The sequence below is a fragment of the Runella limosa DSM 17973 genome, from assembly GCF_000482465.1.
In the GTDB taxonomy this organism is placed as follows: domain Bacteria; phylum Bacteroidota; class Bacteroidia; order Cytophagales; family Spirosomataceae; genus Runella; species Runella limosa.
Window position 1 is genome coordinate 419380 of the sequence record NZ_KI519422.1, and the last position, 15553, is coordinate 434932.

General features: G+C 44.1%; 16 protein-coding genes. 6 read left to right on the plus strand and 10 right to left on the minus strand.

Going from position 1 to position 15553, the window contains the following annotated elements:
* Positions 1-6: 6 nt before the first annotated feature.
* The 8 genes from K339_RS34225 to K339_RS0119685 all read right to left on the minus strand — a co-directional run bounded on the left by K339_RS34225 (position 7) and on the right by K339_RS0119685 (position 7647).
* Positions 7-228: a hypothetical protein gene (locus K339_RS34225; protein WP_051398128.1), complete on the minus strand. Its 222-nt coding sequence runs from the start codon at positions 226-228 to the stop codon at positions 7-9.
* The gene (locus tag K339_RS0119650; RefSeq protein ID WP_028525131.1) at positions 203-439 is read right to left on the minus strand and encodes a hypothetical protein; all 237 of its coding nucleotides are present in this window, start codon (positions 437-439) and stop codon (positions 203-205) included. Before K339_RS0119650 ends, K339_RS34225 begins: the two co-directional genes overlap by 26 nt.
* A 61-nt stretch (positions 440-500) precedes the next feature.
* Entirely contained in the window at positions 501-2540 is a 2040-nt protein-coding gene (locus tag K339_RS0119655; RefSeq protein WP_028525132.1) for an OPT family oligopeptide transporter, read from the minus strand.
* A gap of 58 nt (positions 2541-2598) precedes the next feature.
* Positions 2599-3279: a pirin family protein gene (locus K339_RS0119660; RefSeq protein ID WP_037301148.1), complete on the minus strand. Its 681-nt coding sequence runs from the start codon at positions 3277-3279 to the stop codon at positions 2599-2601.
* Between the two features lie 23 nt (positions 3280-3302).
* Positions 3303-4046 carry a dioxygenase family protein gene (locus K339_RS0119665; RefSeq protein ID WP_028525134.1) on the minus strand — a complete coding sequence of 248 codons (744 nt, stop codon included), beginning with the start codon at positions 4044-4046 and terminating at the stop codon, positions 3303-3305.
* A gap of 122 nt (positions 4047-4168) precedes the next feature.
* Complete coding sequence (locus K339_RS34230) at positions 4169-5488, minus strand: S41 family peptidase (protein WP_211243818.1); 1320 nt, start codon at positions 5486-5488, stop codon at positions 4169-4171.
* A 266-nt stretch (positions 5489-5754) separates the two neighbouring features.
* The gene (locus tag K339_RS0119680; protein WP_028525136.1) at positions 5755-6450 is read right to left on the minus strand and encodes a LytR/AlgR family response regulator transcription factor; all 696 of its coding nucleotides are present in this window, start codon (positions 6448-6450) and stop codon (positions 5755-5757) included.
* Between the two features lie 87 nt (positions 6451-6537).
* Positions 6538-7647 carry a sensor histidine kinase gene (locus tag K339_RS0119685; RefSeq protein ID WP_028525137.1) on the minus strand — a complete coding sequence of 370 codons (1110 nt, stop codon included), beginning with the start codon at positions 7645-7647 and terminating at the stop codon, positions 6538-6540.
* Between the two features lie 167 nt (positions 7648-7814).
* On the opposite strand from K339_RS0119685, the gene K339_RS0119690 reads away from it, so the two are divergent.
* The 5 genes from K339_RS0119690 to K339_RS0119710 all read left to right on the plus strand — a co-directional run bounded on the left by K339_RS0119690 (position 7815) and on the right by K339_RS0119710 (position 11784).
* Entirely contained in the window at positions 7815-8387 is a 573-nt protein-coding gene (locus tag K339_RS0119690; protein WP_028525138.1) for a helix-turn-helix domain-containing protein, read from the plus strand.
* A 35-nt stretch (positions 8388-8422) separates the two neighbouring features.
* On the plus strand, positions 8423-8668 hold the full coding sequence (locus K339_RS0119695; protein ID WP_028525139.1) for a GlsB/YeaQ/YmgE family stress response membrane protein: 246 nt from the start codon (positions 8423-8425) through the stop codon (positions 8666-8668).
* An 85-nt stretch (positions 8669-8753) separates the two neighbouring features.
* The gene (locus tag K339_RS0119700) at positions 8754-9719 is read left to right on the plus strand and encodes a M20/M25/M40 family metallo-hydrolase (protein WP_028525140.1); all 966 of its coding nucleotides are present in this window, start codon (positions 8754-8756) and stop codon (positions 9717-9719) included.
* A 29-nt stretch (positions 9720-9748) separates the two neighbouring features.
* Complete coding sequence (locus K339_RS0119705; RefSeq protein ID WP_028525141.1) at positions 9749-10414, plus strand: hypothetical protein; 666 nt, start codon at positions 9749-9751, stop codon at positions 10412-10414.
* Positions 10415-10503: 89 nt separating this feature from the next.
* Complete coding sequence (locus K339_RS0119710) at positions 10504-11784, plus strand: PQQ-dependent sugar dehydrogenase (RefSeq protein ID WP_028525142.1); 1281 nt, start codon at positions 10504-10506, stop codon at positions 11782-11784.
* Positions 11785-11920: 136 nt separating this feature from the next.
* On the opposite strand, the gene K339_RS0119715 is transcribed toward K339_RS0119710, so the two are convergent.
* Both K339_RS0119715 and K339_RS34240 read right to left on the minus strand, forming a co-directional pair.
* A complete protein-coding gene (locus tag K339_RS0119715; protein ID WP_028525143.1) occupies positions 11921-12508 on the minus strand; it encodes a hypothetical protein in 588 nt (195 codons plus the stop codon).
* 528 nt (positions 12509-13036) lie between these two features.
* Positions 13037-13318 (minus strand): hypothetical protein, encoded by a 282-nt coding sequence (locus K339_RS34240; RefSeq protein WP_037301150.1) that lies wholly within the window; start codon positions 13316-13318, stop codon positions 13037-13039.
* A gap of 220 nt (positions 13319-13538) precedes the next feature.
* On the opposite strand from K339_RS34240, the gene K339_RS0119730 reads away from it, so the two are divergent.
* On the plus strand, positions 13539-15419 hold the full coding sequence (locus K339_RS0119730) for a sialidase/neuraminidase family protein (protein ID WP_037301151.1): 1881 nt from the start codon (positions 13539-13541) through the stop codon (positions 15417-15419).
* Positions 15420-15553 lie beyond the last annotated feature (134 nt).

Here is a 15553-nt window from a genome sequence, read left to right on the forward strand (position 1 = left end):
TTCAAATTACAATGTATTTAGCCGCTCTAAGAGTTCTTTACCTTGCTTTTTACTTGAAATGGGCATTCTGATTTTGTATAAATCTTTGCCAAGTGGAGTCCCTTGTTGAGGACTTTCAAGAAGTTTATTCTTTAAATTTTGAATGTCCTTAACCAAAGAAGGGTATTTTTTGTATAAATACTTAAATTCCTTTTCGAAGGCTTCAAGAGGGATTATTTTCCAATTCATCTAAAAATTGGTCTAAAGTTTTTAACTGAACTTCACCTTTAATCGCTTTATTAAGCTGTTCCATACGGCCCTCGAACGAATCAAGAAACTCTTGTTTTTTACGCTTTTTTACGTCGTTCTCCCGTACTTCGTTTTTTATTTTCATTCGGTTCAAGACCGACTGTACAAATTGAAGTTCCTCCTCATTTCTTGGTTTGGCAATCAGTTCCATAAGTGTGATTTTTTATCAAAAATAGGAATTTTTAGTGAAAATTTGACTGTTAAAAACAACCTTACCGCTTCATCGCTATGCGATATAGCACCACGGCCATGGCGGTAAATAAACCTGCGCCGAGGAGTTGATACCCACCTTCGCCGAGGGTCGAAGCAAGTGCATGTTCGAGGTTGATGTTGGCAAGGGCATTAAAAATACTGTCGTTGACCGAGAGAAGAGCTACAACCACGCCCGCCAACGCACCACCTGCCACCAATCCCGTCGAAAACAAATTCCCTTTGCCCAAGTCGGCGTCTTCTTCTTCAATACCTTGGCGTTTTGAGTTCCAATTGACAAAGGCTTTGACGCACCCACCTGCAAAAATGGGCAAAGTCGTTGAGAGGGGAAGGTACAAACCCACGGCAAACGAAAGCGCGTTGACTCCCATGATTTCGATGGTGAGGGCAATAAAAACACCTACCAACACAAACTGCCAGTCGAGGTTAAACGATAACAGTCCTTTGATAAGCGTGGCCATGAGCGTGCCTTGAGGAGCAGGGAACTTGTCGGTACCAATTGCGTGCTGAATGCCTTGAGCAGCCAAATCAGGCGTGGGTGTATCAAGTAATTTTACGGTAGCACCAATCACCAACGACGACACAATGACCCCGATGAAAAGGGCAATCTGTTGATAACGCGGCGTAGCACCTACCAAATATCCCGTTTTGAGGTCTTGTGAAGTGTTACCTGCATTGGCGGCGGCGATGCAAATCATTCCCCCAATGACCAAAACGGCAGGTTCGTACATTTTTCCTGTTAATCCAAACCCAATAAAAACCAGCGACGTAGCCATAATGGTAGCAATGGTCATTCCCGAAACGGGCGACGAGCTTGATCCAATAATACCGACAATGCGGCTGGCGACGGTGACGAAGAAAAAGCCAAATACAACGACCAAAACTGCAATCAAAAACTTGGTTAAGAACCCATCACCAGGAATTTGGGGTAAAATCACCATCAAAATGACCAAGGCCAAACAACCAAAAAGCACCACTTTAAACGACAAATCTTGCTCGGTACGGAGGCGAGTAGCATCAGCGCCTGCTTTCATTGAGGCTAAACTCTGACTGAAGGAAGAAACAATCGTAGGAATGCTTTTTATCAACGCCATAAAACCACCCGCTGCCACAGCACCTGCGCCAATTTGACGAATGTAAGCGCGGTAAATGGCCGAGGCCGTATCGGTGAAGCTGTGTGAATCAGGATTCCAGCCACCTGGGCCGCCTACGGTAGTGAGGTCTTTGAGGTAGCCTAACTTGATGAGTTGTTCGGCGATGGTATCGGCAGGAACGAGGGTGGCCAAAAGCGGAATCAAGCCCAGCCACGCCAAAAGTCCGCCACCTACCAACACAGCTGAAATACGAAAGCCAATGATGTAGCCTACACCCAAATATTCGGGGGTGATTTCACCACTGACGACGGCTGAGGGGAAGATTTTGCTGGCTTGGGACGAGGCCAATTTGGGTACTTCGGCAATCACGTGTAAGATTTTTTGGAAGAAAGCGTACAGCATGGCCACGCCCAGTCCCTGATAGGCTGTTTTGGCAAGGTCACCGCCTTTTTCTCCCGCAATCAACACCGAACCGCAAGCTGTCCCTTCAGGGTAGGGGAGGGTGCCATGTTCTTGCACAATCAGCGACCGCCGCAACGGAATCATCATAAATGTGCCCAAAAATCCACCCAAAATGGCCAACGTGAGAATGGTCCAATAATTGAAAAAATCAGCCCCGATGCTTTTGCCCTCTTCGGTCATGGAAAGGAACAAAAAACCTGGCAAGGTAAAGACCACGCCCGATGCGATGGACTCGCCCGCCGAACCCGTGGTTTGAATGATGTTGTTTTCGAGGATGGTAGTGCCCAAAAATTTGCGTCCCAGCGAGATAGCCAAAACGGCAATGGGGATAGAGGCCGAAACAGAAAGTCCCGCTTTGAGCGATAAATACACCGTAGCAGCGCCGAATAATACGCCAAAAATAGCACCCATGACGACCGATTTTACCGTAAATTCGGCGACGCTACTTTCGTTGGGAACGTAGGGTTTGAAGTCTTTTGATTCCATGAAATTTTAAGGTTTAGGAGATAAACCTTAAAGATAGCATTGAAATAGAAAACCGCAATTAGGTTTCCAAAATCAGCAGCATGGCATCGTTCGATAATGCTTCAAACTCCACCTCCGTTGCCGACGCAAGCGATAAACCATCACGGGCATGAAGCAGGCGGTTTTGGACTTCAAATGCACCCTCGATCACAAAAACATACACTCCTTTTCCTGCTGATTGCACTTGATAAGTATCCTCTGCCCGCCCGTCATAACGCCCGATGAAACCTGGCACACACGCATTAAAAAGAGGAAGCAACTGATTCTTTTGCGAAAAATCGAACGTATTTATTTCTGTTTTTGGGGTAAAATCTTCTGACGGACGTTTTAGCCAAATCTGTAAAAAATTCACCAGATGGTCAGGATACGGATTGGTGACCTTGTATCTCATCCCTTCCTTTGCCGAAAAGACCTGTACTTGCCCTGCTTCTACAAAACCCGTTTGGCCGAGGCTATTGTCATATTCCAAAGCCCCAACCAACGGGATTAAAACCACATCCGTAGCTTGGTCAATTGCCATTTCGAGGCTACGTTCATAGTCAAGGGTATCGTCGTTCAAGACGCGTAATGCCCCAAACGGCGCTCGGTTTTCGGCCTGATACGCTCCAAAATTGAAACTATGGTAGCTCCGAAACCAATCGAGTTGTGAAACTCCGCGTTGGTCGGCTAAAAAGATAATTGCGTCGGTTTGGGGCATCATGATTTATGAATCAATATAATGGATTACGCGCTTACAACAATGGTATGGGTTAAAGCATATCCATTGGCAACACTTCCCGAAACTGTACCAAGCTCGTTGGCATACCCGTCTCCAAATACGTTATCTTTTTCGTTGGTTGTATCCGCTTTGCCTTTTTTATAATAATTAGTAGCTGTTGTAAACACAGTATCACAGACATCGGTAGGGAAGGCAATTTGGGTGACCAACAATGACTTGCCCGTCGAATCATAAATGTGAACGTGGATGTGTACTGCACGACCTGAATACCAACCAGGGAAAATAGTAGTAAAACCAACATTGCCTGAGGCGTCGGTAGTTTGGCGTCCCCGCAAAAAATGAACGGAGGTATAATTGGTACTTTGCATACCCGTACCGCCGTATTCCGAGTAGTTGCCGTCGGCATCGCAGTGCCAAATATCCACCAACGCTCCCGCGAGATTTGTACAGTTGTTATTTTTGTTTTTGATGTTAATCGCCACTGTCATTGGAAGCCCCGAGCGGTCAGAACGGATGTCTTTCAATACCAAAGAGCTAGGAGTTTTGGTAGGAAACGGTCCTTCGGTTTCTGAATTTGTTACTGTACAGTTAGAGCTCGAAGAGCCATTGGTAGAGCCTTGCGATGTCGTAGAACCCGAAGTTGACGTGGTGGGGTCAACGGTGTCTTTGCTACAGGCATTTACGAAGGGTGTTACTGCTGCAATTCCTAAAAGTGACAAGCTTCTTTTCAAAAATTCCTTGCGTTCCATGTTCGTTTGATTCGTTTGAATGAGTGATTTTAATTACCCATACGTACAAGGCATTTACAACGTTGTGCAAAAAGCCTGTTTTGAGGTAAAGGGCTCAAATGTTGCGGTAAACACTGGTCAGACTATCGTCTGACCACGGTGTTTTTTACCATTTTTTTGTCAAGTGCCTGGTTCATGGTTACTTGTTCGGCGGAAAGGCGGGCGTTGCTTGTTACGGTGAAACTACCCGTTTGAATATAGTTGAGTGTTGCTGCCAAACAATTTTCTTGCGTATCTCCCCAATTTTTCGTCAATCCATCGGATACCGCAGCATCTACAGCCAAGCCCGTATAATAATCTCCAACATTTTGGGCATTGACAGTCTTAAACGCAATTGGAGCAATAACGTAGTCCATCACCTCAAAACCATACATTCCTACGGGTTTGCCGTGCGTGGTACTACCAATCGTTTTGACGTCTAAATACGGTTTCAAGTTGTTGATAAGCAATTCGGAGGCCGATGCGGAGGCCGACGACGTGATGAAGAAAATTCGAGAAAGATTCAAAGCACCTGTTTTAGAAAAGCGAACCGTCTCGTTCCACTGCGAAAGTTTGGTATTGTGAAGATAGCTAAACATCACCGACGACTTGGTGACACTCGTAGGAGCAAGCGCATTGGCCAACATAATTTGCGTTTCGACGTCACCACCGCCGTTGTATCGCAAGTCCACGATGAGTTCATTGACACCCGCGCTTTCAAAATTGCTCAATACCGCTTTTAGCTCATTTTGTGACGGTGTTCCTGTAAAGCTATTAAAGACAAAATAACCCACTTTTCGCCCTGCCACATCGTACGTTTTAGTGTAAAGAACGGTATTCATCGTGTACGTAGCGGCAGTCAATGCAATTGTGGCAGTGGTTCCGTCTGATTTTTCAAACCCAAACGTCGTGGAAGTAGCATCATAGAATGCACTAACAATGGCATCATCCGTCATTGATTTTACTGACTGACCATTGAGCGTGGATAGCTTCCACCCTCGTTCTACCCCAGCTTTTCCCGCTGGCGACTGCGCATATACATAGCGTACGCGCAGGTCGTTGTTGGCATCGTATTTTATCCAAAAACCAAAGTCCTGCGTTTCACCATCCGAAAAATAACTATTGAAGGTGCTCGCTTTTTCTACAAACGACCAACGGTCTAGCGTTTGATAGGTACGCAACGCATCCATTTCGCTCTCAGGATCAGCATACGAACGTGGATTGAACGTCGTAGGAAGTTTGTCGTACCACAAATACACGTCTTGCATATACAACCACAACGAATCACGAATATCGGCCGTGGTAGCTGACGTGTTTGAGGAAGTAGAGCCGCTAGAAGAGGTTTGGGGATCAAGGTTGTTCTGCTTGCAACTGAAAAGGGCAATACAAAACGCCACAATCATTCCAATAGTAAGTTTTGCCATGTTGCTCATGATACTGTTTTTAAGTTAGGTGAAGAAAAAAAACAGGGAGAGGTTTGGCAAATTCGGGTAATGCTCAAAAAGTGGATGATTGCGTTAACAATTGCTGTTACGCATCTCCTTTTGGTAGCGTTGCAGAAAACTGTGCCCGTGGTTTTGAGAAACCACGGAATCCTCAGACGCGGTTTTGAGAAACCGCTGGCACTTTATTTTGAGAAACCACGGGCACAGCGGCGACAGGAGCGGTTTTGAGAAACCGCTTCCACTTACTAAGTGGAAAAGCGTTTGAAAAATTCTGCTTCGTAGCTACTTCCGATAGGGATTTCGTCGCCGCCTAACGTAATCGCCTTATTACGAACGTTTTCGATGCGTCGTAGTGGAACAATAAACGACCGATGCACCCGTATAAAATCCCGTGAAGGCAATTTTTCGGTCATGCTTTTCATCGTCATCCGCGCGACAATTGGCTTGGCATTTTCCAGGTGGATTTTCAAATAATCGTCTAGCCCTTCGATAAATACAATGTCCGAGACCGCAATTTTATACGTACTATAATCTGCTTTTATGTACAAATATTCCACGACCGTCTCAGGTTCAGGTTTTTTGATAAACTGAGAATAATCCAGTGCTTTTTGAGCACCTTGCTGAAAACGTTCGAAGGTAAATGGTTTCAACAGATAGTCAACCGCGCTGAGGTTAAAGCCTTCTACGGCATATTCGGCATAGGCCGTCGTAAAAATCACCATCGCGGCCTTTGGTATCGACTTGTAAAAATCAATCCCCGACATGGCAGGCATATTGATGTCTAAAAACAACAAATCAATCTCGTTTTGAGCCAAATAAGCCAACGCCTCATCCGTACGTGAAAACGTCTTTTGAAGGTCTAGAAACGGTACTTGGCCACAAAAATGAGTGATTACACGTAGCGCAGGCGGTTCGTCGTCGATTGCAATTGTCTTTAGCATGCTTGTGGTACGGGCTAGAGGCTTGTTTTTTCCAAATATAAAAACAATCAGGTTGTAAGCAACCCAACTCACACATACAACCCTCCTTTATCGTAGGCGCAAGCGCAAATCAACCGTAAAACTTTCGGCCTCATCCCCAATTATTAACTCATAATCATCAGGATACAACAACTCCAGTCGCGTTCTTGTGTTTTCAATACCTATCCCACTCGACGCTTCTTCATCGTAAAACACCCTCACTTTTTTGTTAAATGTAGTTAAGTTTAACACCCCTTCTTTCACCGAAATCCGTACACGAATCAGCGATTTTTCTTGAGGATTTACGCCGTACTTAAACGCATTTTCGATGAACGAAATCAGCAGAAGCGGGGCTATTCTGTAGCCATTTGCATGACCTTCAACCACAAAATCGACCTCCACCGTATCATCCAGCCGAAGTTGTTGAAGAGCAACGTAGTTAGTGACGTACCCAAGTTCGTGCTCCAATGCTACCCAATCGGTATCCGCTTCGCGCATCACGTAACGCATCAGCGACGACAATCTCACGACCGCATCGGCTGTGTTGGGGGATTGAACAATCGCCAACGAATAAATACTATTGAGCGTGTTGAATAGAAAATGGGGGTTAATCTGAGCCTTCAAAAAAGACAATTCCGTATTCAGCTTTTCGCGCTCCGACTGACGCAAACGGTTATTGATACTCAACGCCAACGATACAAACACACCTACCAAATACAAAAACAAGGCGTGACTCAATTCAAACCCCACAGGCGGCTTATTTTTTTTCATCATTTCTTCCGAAGGCAGCGAAGGGTTGGGAGGTGGGTAGTGCTCCATATCAGGAGGCGGTGGTGACTGGTGATGATGCTCCATGTGAGCCCCTTGATACAACTGAGGCCCTACCATTGTACGGTCGATTGAGGCCAGAAGTAGAAAAATAATTCCAAAAAACACACCCACACTCAGCGCGTATTGAACATACTTTTGGGTAAAATACAACCGAGGAATCAAGTAATAATAGTTAAGATAAAAAAAACCGAACATAAGCAGGTAAGAAAGAAAACTCGTTAGCTCATGCGGATTGGTTGTCACACTCAGCAGCTGTGACAATCCATTGGGGGCAAATATGTAAGGGAGAGTCACAAAAGCCAGTCCACCTACGATATGAGACGTGATTTGCCACAAGGGGCTTTTCATAAAAGGATATTTTTGGGGAAAATTAGAAGTCCCCTTTATTCCTCCCAAACTCTTGCGGTCATCAGGCATAATTTGTCGGTAGATAAGTATTTATGAGGTAGGTTTTGGTTTTTGGTATAGATACTCCTACTTTGTCTCCAAATCCTATAATTGTTTGTTCTGTAGTTATGGCCAACGAAGTACTTCTGCAAATTAGCAGTAAACTCAAAGATTACCGCAAGTCGAAAGGAATAACCATCCAGCAATTGGCCGATCGTGCCCAAGTAAGCAAGGGGCTTATCTCGCAAATTGAAAACAATCGGACGATTCCTTCCTTATTGGTACTTATCAACCTGATTCGTTCTCTAGGGGTGGATTTGAACGATTTTTTTGCCGACGTAGAACAAGCTTCCGAGGCCAAAGTGTTGGTCAAACGCAGTAGCGAGTATCAGTCGTTTGAAAAAGAACAATCCAAAGGTTTTTTGTACAAACGCATCATGACGCGCAACATCCAAAGTCTTCCTACTGACATTGTTATTTTGGAATTAGCGCCTAAAGCTACCCGCGCTTTTATGGTCAAAACCAATGCTTATGAGTACAAATACATCATCAGTGGAGAAGTAGAATACATCGTAGGCGACCAAAAATATACCTTGAGTGCAGGAGATTCTATTTTCTTTGACGCTAACCTCCCGCACAAGCCTGTCAACGTAGGCGACACCACGGCTTCGATGCTCGTTATGTATTTCTTTAAAGAATAACTTTGTTTTATCATACACCTTAAACCTTTACTACCATGAGTCATTTAATCTATGTATTGATTGTTGGTGCAATTTCAGGATGGTTGGCTGGTCAAATAAGACGCGGATTTGGATTTGGCCTTTTTGGAAATATCGTAGTAGGAATTGTGGGAGCGTTTGTCGGGAATTGGGTCTTTGGCCAGCTTGGCGTTTCGCTGGGTGCTGGTTTATTGAGTACCATTCTCACCTCCGTTATCGGGGCATTGTTGGTATTATTTATCATCGGCCTCATTAAAAAGTAGCGCGTTTATCAACATTTTATACCCAAATAGCCCGTATTTTGCGGGCTGTTTTATTTTAGTCACCCCATTTTCTGTTTTTAGTAGTATGAAACCTTTTACTGTTCTCGCTTTTTTCCTTGTATCTCTATTAGTACACGGTCAATCGGTACGTCTAGTACACGGTCAATCAGTACGTCCAACCACGGAGTCCGTCGCCAAACACATTCAGTTTTTGGCCTCTGATAAAATGAAAGGACGGGGTACTGGAAGCAAAGAGAATAAAAAAGCGGCGGCGTACATTGTTAAGCAATTCAAAAAAACAGGACTATCCCCCCTCGGCACCGACGGCTTTTTGCAACCTTTTACGGCCAAAGTACGTCGCATTGTGGTGCCCGATAGTATTCGTTCCGCTTCTAACGTGATTGGTTTTCTGGACAATGGTGCCCCATATACCATCGTTATCGGTGCGCATTACGACCATTTGGGGGAAGGTCGGCAAGGTAGTTTGCGGGATGCCAACGCCGTAGGACAAATTCATAACGGTGCCGACGACAACGCTTCGGGCGTGGCGGGACTGCTAGAATTGGCCCGTTATTTTGCCAAAAATGACGTCAAAGAGCCCTATAATTTCTTGTTTATTGCTTTCGGAGCCGAAGAACTTGGGCTCGTTGGGTCACGTTACTTTGTGAATAACCCGACGTTGCCGTTGGATAAAATCAACTTTATGGCCAACATGGATATGATTGGCCGCTACGCTCCCGACCGCGGCGTAGGTATTGGGGGCTACGGAACGAGCGATGCTTGGCCCGACATCTTTAAGGACGTCAGTGGAGACAATGTTAAGTTTTTTACCGATCGTTCGGGTAGTGGTGGTGCTGACCATGCTTCTTTCTATGCCAAAAAGATTCCTGTTTTGTTTTTCCACACGGGCGGGCACGACGACTACCACAAGCCCACCGACGATTTTGAGAAAATAGACTTAGTTTCCGAAGTAGGTATCTTAAACATTGAAATTCAACTCATCGAAAATGCGATGAAGTTACCAAAATTGAATTTTACAGAAGTGAAGTGAAAATCCTTTAACTCTCATTATATAACGTTATGAAATACGCCATTTTTTTAGCAGCCTCTCTAACACTTTTACCGTTTTTAGGGCTATCTCAGCAAAAGGAAATTTCTATTGATGTATTGCCTTTAATAAACAAAGAGAAAGAAATACCCAATGTTCTTGTAAGAATTCCCCACAATAATCACCGAGGGAACTACAGAATAAAGCTGGGGACAAGTTTGAGTAACAATAAAACAAACCCATTCATAGAACAAAGGAACAATAATGTGAGGTTAAATCTTGGCTACGAATTCTACCGCTCACTCAAATTTATGGACTTTATTTATGGGTTTGAGTTACTGGGAGATTTCCAACTAAAAAAGAATGCAGACCCTCATTGGGAGGCCAATGCTACGTATTTTGACGAAAATAACGTGCCAACTGAGCAAATCATTAAACGAACGATGCTAACTAGTCAAGGCTTTGGGAGCAATCTTTTTGTAGGCTTTCGCAAAAGATTTTGGGAAGATTTTTCAATTTCTGTTGAAACAGCCACTGCCTTAGAGCTTTACTTTTCAAAAGTTGAGCTGACAGAAACCATCACTAAGCCCTCTATCGGTTTTTTTACTGAATCCATTCGTTACGAAAACAGAAATTCATCTTTTCTCAACCTGCATCCCCTTTTTGCCATTCGACTAGGATACCAATTCGGTAAATGACCTTGTCTAATCTTATTCAAGTTTGTCGTTATATTCCTAAGCTTTGGTGCTTTATCTAGAATAAACACCAAATTCCTTTCGGTAACCTTATGAGTATTTATCTACGAACCCTTTCGGTGGCCGCAGCCTTGACCGCTGCCACTACGCTTGTGTCTTACAAAAGCGGCCCCTCCCCACGTCCCTCTAAAAAACCAACCTTGGCCGCCGCCGATATAAAAGTTCCTGCGGGCTTTACGGCCACTATTTTGGCCGAAGATTTGGAGACACCACGGCACCTAGCCGTTTCTAAAGGCGGTGACATTTACGTCAAAATCAACAAACTCAAAGACGGTAAAGCGATTTACCGCCTCCGCGACACCAATGGTGACGGCGTTATCGATGAAAAAATAGGCTTCGGAAATTACAAAGGCTCAGGCATGTACATCCGAGGCGGCTATTTGTATGCATCGTCGGCCACGAGTGTTTATCGCTACAAACTCAATGATAAAGAAGAAGTTATCGACTACGACAATCCCGAACTTATCGTCAAAGGACTCGTAGCCCGTGGCCGCGACGAAGCCAAAAACCTCACCGTCGATAACAACGGATACGTGTATGTCAACGTTGGGTCTTACGATGAAACTTGCAAACAACCTGGCACCAAACAGGGCATCATGCCTTGTCCGCTACTGGATTCCATCGGCGGAATTTGGCGTTTCAAAACCGACCGCTTGAACCAATATTACAGCGACGGAATTCGCTACGCGACTGGTTTAAAAAACGTAGTGGGTCTGGATTGGAACTCAGCTAACAATTCGCTCTTTGCCCTCATGCACGGACGTGGCAAGTTTCACGAAGATTTCCCGCAATACTACACGCCTCAAGATAGCGAAAAACTCCCCGCCGAAACTTTGTACGAACTCCACCAAGGCGACGACGCGGGCTGGCCTTACGTCTATTATGACCCTTTCCAAAAGAAAAAAATCCTTTGCCCCGAATACGGTGGCGATGGAAAGAAAACGGGAGGTGAAAAAGCCGTTAATCCCGTAGCCGATTTTCCTGCTCACCTTGGCCCCAACGCACTTTTGTTTTATACGGGTAAAATGTTTCCTGCCAAGTACAAAAACGGTGCGTTTATCGCCTTCCATGGGCAGTCGCCTGTTTTGAAAAAGGGGTATATGGTGGCCTTTGTACCGTTCAAAAACGGCAAACCTTCAGGACCATGGGAGATTTTTGCGGATAATTTTGCGGGCACTGACCTCGCCAAACCAACTGGCCCCGTTCAGCACCGCCCCACAGGTCTTGCCCAAGGGCCAGACGGCGCGATTTACGTCACCGACGATTTGAACGGGACGTTGTATAAAATTACGTACAAGGCTCCTAAGAAATAGGTTTTTCTAATTGCATAAAAAAAGCCCGCGTCAATAATTGGCGCGGGCTTTTTTATGTGTTTTTGCAATCTAATAATTGGATTGGTAGTAAACTCCTTCACAAATATCTCTGATAAAGTTTAGAAATGTACCATCATTATACCCTTTCTACTTCGTACTCTTCTAGATTACAATCAATTTGCATGAATGAAATCCACTCAATATTTTCTAGGCCAACTAGATTTGCAAACTCATAATCTCCATTTTCATGCGCAGCTTTTATACTTGATGGATTAAGTAGCTTATTTAGTATATCAATTTTGGATGAGTCGATAATTTTTGACAATACTGTATTATTAGTAGTGTTTTTTATGTGTAGATTTTCCTCATCAGCGTGAATTGAATATTCCCCTATCAAAGTTTCATTTTCAAAAACTTCAAAACCCCAACCTAAAAAATCGTTTGTTCGATCAAAAAATACTAGAATTCCAGTGTTTACATTTGTTATTTTAACGTCTGAAGTAAACCCATCAATTTCTGTTACAAATGTCGTCCATCCATTTACAGGTTCAAAAGTATACCCTGTAAGTTTAGCTCTTTCGAACAAATCTAAAACATCTTGTTTGTTGCTCGTTTTAAGGTGGTATGCAGCACTAAAATCGCTCATTTTTTTAATTATTATTAAGATTATTAAAGTATCAATTTGTACTTTTAGTGTATTGGTTTTACTCTCAAATATAAGCATTTGTTTTTAGATTTACTTAAATAAATACAAGTTTTTTTGATTTTTAAGTAAATATATTCGACAATACCTCGCCACCAACCCTTAATTATGAGCAATAACCAACAAATTACGGTAGTTACACTTCTTATGACTATTATTTTAATTTATTTCTTTTTTAATCTCAATCAATTCGTTTTTGACTTCTATCCTTAGCCAATATTCTGAATTTAAGTGCGAAAACGAACTTAGTTTCAATACAAGGCTGTAGTTAAGCTTTTTTTCTCCAACTAAATACTTATAAATATTGCTATCTTTCATCTCGAATAAATCTGCTATTTTTTTTGAATAATGTTAAACATTTTGAAGTACAGTTTAACAAAATCTAACACCCTAATGGGTCAGACATGTTCTCGGATTCTATGTAATCTTCAATTTTGTACTGTATTGTTAATAGCTCATTTCTTAGCTTTTGTTCTTTTGACTGAGCCTGCGAATGAGCCATAATAAAGTCTTTCAAAGCAGCGCTTTTTTCCTCATTCCAAATTGCATCTATTTTAACTTCTTTGTTGTATCTCTCCATTTTAATGCTCCGTACTTTTGGTAATAAACAGCCATTAATTTAAACACATTTTCTTTATTTCTCTCCAAAATACGGCTTAAATACCCAATAATAGCCTCAGAGATGCGAAATCTTGGTAGAAAAAGGCAAACAACTCCCCCCCCCAAGCCCCATCGAGGCGACTGACGCTCGGTAAAAGATGTCACCCAGATGGGGCTTCTTTTCACACCTGATTCATTCTTTCTACTAAGATTTAGCTCCTCTGGAGCCATAAATAGTAGCTTTTACTTTAATGAGTTCAATTTGTTCACAATATCAAAATTCTACTAATATATCACCTCGCTAAGGCTGTTTTTAGGCATTTCTCCAAAGCAAGTTACTAAAGAAAACATATTTTTTTACATTTAACCTAATCTTTTACCCCAAAATTCCCCACCTCCCTTAGCCCAAATCTCCTTCTCCAACGTACTCTAAAAAAGACTGTTGAGAGGAATGAAAAAACTGTGTTTGACTGCTGTGATACTTGGTATCGGACTATCCACTACTTTCGCCCAAACGGGCAGCGTCCATGAGCCCGTACGCTACGTAGGTGGCATCAGCGCCGACCCACAAGTCCACGAAGGACGGCTGCGGTATGCCATCGGGGTAGAAAGTCGGCAAACGGTACGCGTCAATCGTACGCACCCCGAATTGGCCGATGGTTTTGGCTGGACGTACAACCACGCTTCTACGATTTGTTATTGGAACAACACGTTTTACCAACAATACCTCAGCAACCCCGTTGATGAACACATCGCCCCTGGCCAAACCTTGGTCGTCACCTCCAAAGATGGGCGAACATGGGGTAAACCTACGGTGGTCTTTCCACCGTACGTCGCTCCCAAAGGCGTTAAAATCCCCAAAGGCTCTGATGGTTACATGATGCACCAACGAATGGGTTTTTATACTGCTCCCAACGGCCGCTTGCTAGTCTTGGCTTTTTATGCCCATGCCGAAGAACCGTTTCGCGAAGGCGGCATCGGGCGAGTGGTTCGGGAAGCCTACAAAGATGGGACGTATGGGCCGATTTACTTCATTCGTTACAGCAGTCATAAGGCCGTTGATGGCACTCAGTGGGGCGAGAAAAACACGTCTTATCCTTTTTACAAAAAATCAACCGACCAAGGGTTTGTGGAGGCTTGCCATGCGCTCTTAGGCGATAAACTCATGACGCTCCAGTGGCGAGAAGAAGACAACGGCTTGGACGGTTTTTACAAAAACAACCTCGATAAATCGCTTGATATTCAGGCATTATCGTATTATCATCGAAAAGATGGCAAAGTAGTAGCTCTCTGGAAACGCTCAAAAGCTGCACTTTCGGAGGACGAAGGAATCACATTTTCTCCGCCTGTCAAAGTGCCTACACTGACCATGGCAGGCGGCAAACAATGGGGCCAACGCACCGACGACGGGCGTTATGCCATTTGCTACAACCCCATTGAAATGGACGAACATCGCTTTCCACTCGTGATTATTACGGGCGATGATGGGGCTATTTTCGACAATATGCTTTTGGTACAAGGCGAAGTGCCGCCGCGCCGCTTTTTTGGCCGTTGGAAAGATTTTGGCCCTTGTTACATGCGGGGCATGGAGGAAGGAAACGGCAATCCGCCTGGCAACGATATGTGGCTGTCGTACAGCATGAACAAAGAAGATATTTGGATTAGCCGCATTCCTACGCCCGTTCGGTACGAAGTCAAAGGCAACGTCAACGACGATTTTAATGCGCTTCAAAATAACGACCCAGTGCCCGATTGGAACGTTTATGCTCCTCAATGGGCACCTATCACGGTCGTGGCAACACCCCAAAAGCAGGGCAAATGCCTCGAATTAGCCGATAAAGACCCCTATGATTATGCACGCGCCATTCGGGTGTTTGAAGAGAGCACCCAAATCGAATGTTCGCTGGCAGTATCACCCGCCCAAAACAAGACAGGTTCCCTAGAAATTGACCTCACCGACCGCTACGGCAACCGCCCCGTTCGCCTCCGCTTCGACGATAAAGGCAACATCGTTGTGACCGACGGCGGTGTCGAAAAAATCGTCCAAACGTATGATGCCTCGCAATGGTACACGTTAACCTTCTCGGTCAATGCCCAACTCATGGGCGGCTCTTTCGACTTGTCTATCAACGGCAAGAAAGTGGTAGAAAAGGCGGCTTTGGCAGAAGCAGTAAAATCAGTAGAACGCTTATCGCTGCGCACGGGGCCGTACCGTGATTTACCCAACCGAAAAACCCCGAACGAAGACCCTCATCCACCTCTGGTAGGTGCCGACGAGCCCGTTGCGCCAGCGATTTTCTATGTGGATGATGTTGTGATCAAAAAACGATAAGTTTCTCTATGGTTTTTCCCACAGAAAATCACAGATTAAATGCACACAGAATTATTTTTTCTGCGAAAAACTTCCGTGAAAATCAGTGAGAAAAACCTGAGAAAAGGGGGGTACTATTGCACTAAAAATCAGTA

Bases quoted from the DNA above. Each gene is read 5' to 3' on its own strand.
- K339_RS0119710 (WP_028525142.1), top strand. From the start codon at position 10,504: ATGAGTATTTATCTACGAACCCTTTCGGTGGCCGCAGCCTTGACCGCT.
- K339_RS0119665 (WP_028525134.1), bottom strand. From the start codon at position 4,046: ATGGAACGCAAGGAATTTTTGAAAAGAAGCTTGTCACTTTTAGGAATT.
- K339_RS0119690 (WP_028525138.1), top strand. From the start codon at position 7,815: ATGGCCAACGAAGTACTTCTGCAAATTAGCAGTAAACTCAAAGATTAC.
- K339_RS0119705 (WP_028525141.1), top strand. From the start codon at position 9,749: ATGAAATACGCCATTTTTTTAGCAGCCTCTCTAACACTTTTACCGTTT.
- K339_RS0119650 (WP_028525131.1), bottom strand. From the start codon at position 439: ATGGAACTGATTGCCAAACCAAGAAATGAGGAGGAACTTCAATTTGTA.
- K339_RS0119685 (WP_028525137.1), bottom strand. From the start codon at position 7,647: ATGAAAAGCCCCTTGTGGCAAATCACGTCTCATATCGTAGGTGGACTG.
- K339_RS0119715 (WP_028525143.1), bottom strand. From the start codon at position 12,508: ATGCTTATATTTGAGAGTAAAACCAATACACTAAAAGTACAAATTGAT.
- K339_RS0119655 (WP_028525132.1), bottom strand. From the start codon at position 2,540: ATGGAATCAAAAGACTTCAAACCCTACGTTCCCAACGAAAGTAGCGTC.
- K339_RS0119660 (WP_037301148.1), bottom strand. From the start codon at position 3,279: ATGATGCCCCAAACCGACGCAATTATCTTTTTAGCCGACCAACGCGGA.
- K339_RS34230 (WP_211243818.1), bottom strand. From the start codon at position 5,488: ATGGCAAAACTTACTATTGGAATGATTGTGGCGTTTTGTATTGCCCTT.
- K339_RS0119695 (WP_028525139.1), top strand. From the start codon at position 8,423: ATGAGTCATTTAATCTATGTATTGATTGTTGGTGCAATTTCAGGATGG.
- K339_RS0119680 (WP_028525136.1), bottom strand. From the start codon at position 6,450: ATGCTAAAGACAATTGCAATCGACGACGAACCGCCTGCGCTACGTGTA.
- K339_RS34240 (WP_037301150.1), bottom strand. From the start codon at position 13,318: ATGGCTCCAGAGGAGCTAAATCTTAGTAGAAAGAATGAATCAGGTGTG.
- K339_RS0119730 (WP_037301151.1), top strand. From the start codon at position 13,539: ATGAAAAAACTGTGTTTGACTGCTGTGATACTTGGTATCGGACTATCC.
- K339_RS0119700 (WP_028525140.1), top strand. From the start codon at position 8,754: ATGAAACCTTTTACTGTTCTCGCTTTTTTCCTTGTATCTCTATTAGTA.
- K339_RS34225 (WP_051398128.1), bottom strand. From the start codon at position 228: ATGAATTGGAAAATAATCCCTCTTGAAGCCTTCGAAAAGGAATTTAAG.